This is a genomic window from Pontimicrobium sp. MEBiC01747, assembly GCF_053601635.1.
Genome location: NZ_JBSHNS010000264.1, coordinates 1 through 7,297 on the forward strand (window position 1 = coordinate 1; position 7,297 = coordinate 7,297).

A 7,297-nucleotide genomic window follows, 5' to 3' on the forward strand; every position below is an offset into this window, starting at 1 on the left:
CTTTTATATAGATAATGTTAGTATGAGTGGAACTCTAGCACAAACTCATATGTCTATGGTTTTAAATGGTCAGGATTCTAATACTAACATTGGAATCAATATTTGCGATGGTGAAGATGTTATTTTAGATGCTTCTAAATCTGTTGATACTCACCACCACCTTAGATTTTATATTCAAATTAATAGAGTAAATGCTAATGGAAGTACTTCTAATTGGTCTACACATACTATATATGGTTTGCCATTTTCTCCTATTAATGTATCTCAACTATACGCTCAAGATGGTTTTTCTTTTTCATCTCCAAATGGAGATCCTGTAGAATATCGTGTTAAATACTCTTTTAATTCTGGCCCTACTAATCAATGGGTATCTAGAACAATGAGAGTTATAGTAAGTGGACCAACTTATGGTTTTAGTGGTGGTATTAACTGGATTGATATTAATGGTGGTTTTTCTGCAACGAAGACTGTTACTGGTTTACCAAATGGAAGTTACTCTTATCAATGGTATGAAGGCACATCGACGAATACTCCTGTAATTAGTACTACTAATCAAATTACTGTTTATAAAAGTCAAGAAGGTTCTTATCCTTATACTGTAAGAGTAACTAATTTAAATACTGGTTGTTCTACTGTAAAAACTACTTCTGTTACTTACAGGAGAAGACTAGCTTTAAACTCAACGCCCATAAAAGAAAATACAAGTATTAAAATATACCCCAACCCAGCTACAGATGTTATAAATATAACTGCAACAACCGCTTTTAATCGTGTAAATATTTATAGCCTGAGAGGTGATTTGATACTAAAATCTGATAGTAAAAAACTAAATATATCTGCATTAAAAAAGGGTATTTACATTATAAAATTCTTTAATAATGACTCTATAATAGAAACAAAAAAGTTTATAAAAAATTAATAGCTCATTTATTAATTATATTAATAAAGCCCAAATATTAGTTTAATATTTGGGCTTTATATTTATTCTGTTTTTAATAGTTTAATTAACTAACTTCTCAACAATATCCTTTACAGGTAAAATAGCTTTAGTATGTTCTATACTTGGCCCTGCTACCCAAACTGTTTTATAAGTGGCTTTTTTGGCTGCTTTTTCTGTGGCTTTCATACCTATGGAAAAGCGAATCATTTTCACCCATTTCTTCAATTTTCTATTTTTATTTAATAGGTTTTCTATCCAAGTTTGTTTGGTTCCTATTTTCTGTACATAAGGTGTATTAATAACTGTACATGGCGTTCCAGAGATACGTTCTGTCATGATTATATCTTTGGCTCCGTAGTCTACACAAGCTTGCTTATACTCTTCTGTTACTCCTGCTTCTATAGAGGCTATAAATGGGCTTCCTACAGATACGCCTTCTGCTCCGTAGCTAAGCATTTTATCTATATCTGCTCTACAACCAACACCTCCTGCAGATATTACTGGAATATTTAAGCTAGTGCTTAACATGTTTGTTAATTCTTCTGGCGATAGGTTACCACGATGTCCTCCTGCTTCATTATTTACAGCAATGGCTGCATCTGCTCCTAATTGTTCTACTTTTTTTGCAAAGCGTAAGTCTGTAACATCACAAAACACTTTTATTCCTGCTTTATGTGCTTGATTAATGGTTTCTTCTGGGCTTCCTAAAGAGGTAATAATAAAATCGCACCCTTCTTCGCATAATACTCGCAATTGCTCTTTATATTTTATGTTTGATTTATTTACAATTAAATTAAATCCAAACGAACCGCCTTCAACTTTATTTGCTTTTAATTCTTTAATAGCTGCTCTTAACTCTTCTAAAGTTCTGTAATTTAATGCAGGAATACAACCAGCAATACCTCCTTTCATAGCTTCTGTTACCATAGCAACGTTAGATACCAAAAACATTGGAGCTTGTATTATTGGATATTTAATATTTAGAAGTTGTGTTAGCTTAGTATTCATAGTTTTTTAATCGTTTGTCTTACAAATATAGTTATAATTTTACTATGCAAGCATAATAAAATTATGCTTCACAAAAAAACGCAATCAAACTAATGATTGCGTTTTTTATATGAAAACACTTATTTTTTATTTTACTTCTTCAAAATCTACATCTTCAACATTGTCTCCTTCTGCTTGTGCTGGTTCTGCACCGGCATTAGCATCTGGTCCTGGAGCGCCTCCTTGAGCTTCTTGTTGTGCTTTGTACATTTCTTCGCTAGCTACTTTCCAAGCTTCATTTATTTTCTCTAATGCTGGGTCGATAACTGCTAAATCTTTAGTTTCAAATGCTTTTTTAAGTTCTTCTAAAGCTTCTTCAATTGGCTTCTTTTTATCATCAGATAATTTATCACCAAATTCTTTTAATTGCTTTTCCGTTTGGAAAATCATAGAATCTGCTTCATTCAATTTCTTAGCATTTTCTGCTGCTTTTGCATCTGCTTCTGCATTTGCTTCTGCATCTGCTTTCATTTTCTGGATTTCGTCTTCAGTTAAACCAGAAGAGGCTTCTATACGAATGTCTTGTGATTTTCCTGTTGCTTTATCTGTAGCAGATACTTTAATGATACCGTTAGCATCAATATCGAAAGTTACTTCAATTTGAGGTACTCCTCTTTGTGCTGGTGGAATACCATCTAAGTGGAAACGTCCAATTGTTTTGTTATCTCCTGCCATAGCACGCTCTCCTTGTAATACATGGATTTCTACAGATGGTTGATTATCTGCTGCTGTTGAGAATACTTGAGATTTTTTAGTTGGAATTGTTGTATTTGCTTCAATAAGCTTCGTCATTACGTTACCCATTGTTTCAATTCCTAAAGATAAAGGTGTAACATCTAATAATAATACATCTTTAACATCTCCTGTTAAAACACCTCCTTGTATTCCAGCTCCTAGAGATACAACCTCATCTGGGTTAACGCCTTTACTTGGTGCTTTTCCAAAGAATGCTTCTACTGCTTTTTGTACCGCTGGGATACGTGTAGAACCACCTACTAATATTACTTCATCAATATCGCTTTTAGATAATCCGGCTGCTTTTAATGCAGATTGGCAAGGCTCTATTGTTCTTTTTACTAAATCGTCTATTAATTGCTCGAATTTAGCTCTTGTTAATGTACGTACTAAGTGTTTTGGGCCACTTGCTGTTGCTGTAATATATGGTAAGTTTATTTCTGTTTGCTCTGAAGAAGATAATTCAATCTTAGCTTTTTCTGCAGCTTCTTTTAAACGCTGTAAAGACATAGGATCTTTACGTAAATCCATACCTTCTTCTGCATTAAATTCATCTGCTAACCAGTTAATGATTTTTTCATCTACGTCATCTCCTCCTAAGTGTGTATCTCCATCTGTAGATAATACTTCAAATACTCCGTCTCCTAATTCTAGGATAGAAACATCATGTGTACCACCTCCAAAATCGAATACTACAATTTTTTGATCAGATCCTTTTTTGTCTAATCCATACGCTAAAGCCGCAGCTGTAGGCTCGTTAATAATACGACGAACTTTTAATCCTGCTATTTCTCCTGCTTCTTTAGTTGCTTGACGTTGAGCATCGTTAAAGTATGCTGGTACTGTAATTACTGCTTCTGCTACTGAAGTTCCTAAATAATCTTCAGCTGTTTTTTTCATTTTTTGAAGTACCATAGCAGATAATTCTTGTGGTGTATATAAACGACCATCTATATCTACACGTGGTGTATCGTTATCTCCTTTTACTACTTTATAAGGTACACGTTCTGCTTCTTTTTTAGATTCAGAATATTTATTACCCATAAAACGTTTAATAGAATAAACTGTTTTTGTTGGATTTGTTACTGCTTGTCTTTTTGCAGGATCTCCAACCTTTATTTCTCCGCCTTCAACAAAAGCGATAACTGAAGGTGTTGTACGTTTACCTTCTGCATTAGGAATTACAACTGGCTCGTTACCTTCCATTACAGAAACACAAGAGTTGGTTGTTCCTAAATCGATTCCTATAATTTTACTCATAATAGTATATAATTTTATTTTTTTGTGTTCAATATTATTTTTAAATACGATTACTATAAGTCAATGATTGTGCCAACGAAAAAGAACTGACACGATGTCATAAAATAAAAAAAGGTTTCAATATAAATGAGACCTTTTCTATAGTATTCGGGGATATTGTAATATTTAATTTTCTGTCATAAATATATCAAAATAGAATTGACCTGCCCAACAATTTGCTGTAGTATCTCCATAAGTATCTGTTCTTGTTATATTCATAACTATAGCTGCTTGAGATTTACTTGCATAATTTAAACTGAAGGTGTCTGGGAATGAACTATTATTATTAGCAGAGAAAATAATTCCACCTGGGTTAAAAGGTAAATTAGGTGAAAAGCTATATCTAACTTGTAAGCGTTCTGGCAAAAAAGGTGCTACTAGCACATCTTGCCCACTAATGGTTGCTGTTTGCCCAGCTGTAGTTTGTTGCTGAAGTACCTCCCAAGTTACTGTAGTAGCCACACCTTTTATAGTGGTGTTAAAGGTACCTGTAGATCCTACCGAATTAGAATTGCAAATAGGGATTTCCATGGTATCTATTGTTGCAATATTTGGAATATCTGAAATTTCGTTACTTGTTAATGTTGTCCATCTTCCATTACCATTAGCATCACTCGTTAATACTTTTCCTAAAGATTGGTTTCCGTCTATTATTCTTATGGCTGCTTCTCCACTAGATATTAATGTAATATCATCTACTCTAGCAATATCGCTACCGCCATCTGCAGAAGAATCTTTAAAATACCTCCAACGTAATGTATGTGTTCCTGCACTTCCAAAATTATAAGTATAATTTGTCCATGGTATTGTACCAGACCAAGAGTCTATAACAGTTCCATCTACAGAAAATTCTAAAAAGTCAAATGATGCTTCAGAACTCACCTCGTAATAAAAACTAAGTGTAGCTCCATTAGCAGGTATTGTTGCTGAGTATTCCATAATTGACTCTTGGTTATCTGCAATATCACCAGATTCTGCTGCCTGAGTTCCTGTATTTGTACTTGTTGTTTGTGTAAACCAATTTGCATCTCCACTTGTAGTTAGTGGTGCTAGTGCTATCTCAAAATCTTGATTTAAAATTGTAGTGGCTGAACTCGTATTTTCTATATGTAATTTAGTTGTTGGGTTTGTTGTGCCAATACCTACATTACCTGAGTTAGCATTATACATATCATTACCACTAATTGTCCAATCACTATCTGCTGCACCTCCAAAAGGTTGCCATACCGAGCCATCGTAATAATAAAACCCTGGTGTATTATTTGTTTGAAAAACTAATAATCCAGTGGCTGGAGTTGTAATTGCATCTCGTTGTGCTTGTGTTAACCTTGGAATTAATAATCCTGAAGTTGTAGATTCTATATCTAATGCTGAACTAGCATCAGGTGTTGTGGTTCCTATACCAACTTGGGAGAACACCACAAAAGAATTAAATAAAAGTACTGCTTTTATTAACAGTAAGCTTGCATTTTTCATATTTGTATGGGAAGTTGTGTTTCACAAATATGCTTTCTTATCCCAAAAGAATACAATTTGTGGGACAAAAGGACTTATTTTAGGGATATTTAAATATTTTTATTTTTTCTAACAAACTCCTTTTGAAAGAATTAGAGACTGGTATAGTATAATTTTTAATATAAATAGTATGCTTCGTTTTATCCATGGATTCTATGGCATGAATGTTTACAATAAAACCTCTATGCACTTGTACGAAAGCTTCTGTTAATTGGTTAATAAATTCTTTAATTGTAGCTCTATATTTATACTCTCTATCTTTTGTGTATATAAATAAATAGTTTTTTCTGGATTCTATAAATAATATTGAATCTATACTAACTTGATCGAATTTGTCTATGTTTTTTAATAATAGCGTCCCTTTTTTATTTGCTTTTGCTTTCTTTTCATGTTTATGTAACGCCAATTCTATCGCAGAAAATAATTCTGGTTTTTGAAAAGGTTTAATTAAATAGTTGTAAGGGTCTGTTTCTATTGCTTTAGAAATGGTAGACTTGTCTGAATATGCCGTTAAAAATACAAAAGGAATGTTATAATTAATATTTATATAATTCGCCAACCATATCCCATCTCTTTCTTCATTTAAATTAATGTCTAATATTACTAAATGAATGTCTTCTTTTAAATATTGTAAAGCTTCTTCTGTAGAAACTGCTATGCCAACAATTGAATAATTGTTTTTTTCTAAATACTCTGCAATTAATTTGGCAGTAATATACTCATCTTCTACTATTAATACCTTTACATCTTTGCTCATTTAAATTGTATTTGTATAGTTAATCCATTGCTATTCTTAACCACTAAGTTTCCTTTTAGCTGTCTAGTTAGCCCTTTAATTAAATCGAAACCTATAGTTTTTGAGTTTTCTAAACTATAATTTTGGGGTAAACCTCTACCATTATCTTTTATTTCTAATATAAGTTCATTGTTACTACTTGTTTGTTTTAATACAACCTCTAACCTTCTTTCGGTTTCAGTTGTAAAAGCATGTTTATAGACATTACAAGTCGCCTCATTAATAATTAAACTTATTGGCACTGCTTTAGCGATATCAATACTTATTTTTTCTACATTTATAATAATATCTATCGGTTTTTGAGGGTTTTCATAAGAAACTTTTAACATGGCTACCAGCTCTTCAAGGTACTCTTGCATTTCAATTTTACTGATTGCATCAGATTGATACATCATTTTATGTATAAGTGCTATCGACTGAATTCTATTTTTACCTTCTTCTAGAGCTATTTTTATTTCTTGATCATCCACCTTTATATTCTGCAGTTCTAATAATCCCGATATTATTTGCAAATTATTTTTAACTCTATGGTGCACTTCTTTTAATAATATTTCTTTTTCAATAAGTGCCTTCTCAATTTCTTTATTTTTATTCTGTATTTCTGTATTCTTACTTAATAATATTTTTTTGTCTTTCTTTATTCTATAAACACCATATATACTTATTAGTAATAATATTGATAGTATAAATAAAAACACAAAGAGTCTTTTTTGTTGTTTATTTTTTTGTAGTAACTCATTGTTTTTAACTTCTATTTTAAAAGCTTCAATCTCTTTATCCTTTTTATTAATTTCTAAAATTAATTCGTTTGTTTTTATTACTCTAGCTTTATTAAATTCTTCTATTTCATTATGTGTTTTAAACGTTTCATTCAGCCAAAAATTAGCAGAATCCATTTGTTTTCGTTTTTTATAAAATGCAGATTTCTGTTTATAAAATGTAATTTTATTTTTACTATGTGGGCT

6 protein-coding genes are annotated in these 7,297 nt (G+C 31.8%); 1 reads left to right on the forward strand and 5 read right to left on the reverse strand.

The features are described 5' to 3' along the window. The coding region (locus ACVC2P_RS08735) for a T9SS type A sorting domain-containing protein (protein WP_452598092.1) at positions 1–919 on the forward strand (919 nt) is incomplete at its 5' end. 81 nt (positions 920–1,000) lie between these two features. Here the strand turns inward: ACVC2P_RS08735 and ACVC2P_RS08740 are convergent. The 5 genes from ACVC2P_RS08740 to ACVC2P_RS08760 all read right to left on the reverse strand — a co-directional run. Then, on the reverse strand, positions 1,001–1,948 hold the full coding sequence (locus ACVC2P_RS08740; RefSeq protein ID WP_452598093.1) for an NAD(P)H-dependent flavin oxidoreductase: 948 nt from the start codon (positions 1,946–1,948) through the stop codon (positions 1,001–1,003). 126 nt (positions 1,949–2,074) lie between these two features. After that, positions 2,075–3,982 (reverse strand): molecular chaperone DnaK, encoded by a 1,908-nt coding sequence (gene dnaK / locus ACVC2P_RS08745; protein ID WP_452598094.1) that lies wholly within the window; start codon positions 3,980–3,982, stop codon positions 2,075–2,077. A gap of 165 nt (positions 3,983–4,147) precedes the next feature. Then, positions 4,148–5,497, reverse strand: coding sequence for a hypothetical protein (locus ACVC2P_RS08750; RefSeq protein ID WP_452598095.1), 1,350 nt, complete (start codon positions 5,495–5,497; stop codon positions 4,148–4,150). A 79-nt stretch (positions 5,498–5,576) separates the two neighbouring features. Beyond that, positions 5,577–6,293, reverse strand: a complete 717-nt coding sequence (locus ACVC2P_RS08755; RefSeq protein WP_452598096.1) for a LytR/AlgR family response regulator transcription factor — start codon at positions 6,291–6,293, stop codon at positions 5,577–5,579. After that, positions 6,290–7,297, reverse strand: a 1,008-nt coding sequence (locus tag ACVC2P_RS08760; protein WP_452598097.1) for a sensor histidine kinase, incomplete at its 5' end; no start/stop codon positions are given. The genes ACVC2P_RS08755 and ACVC2P_RS08760, both read right to left, overlap by 4 nt.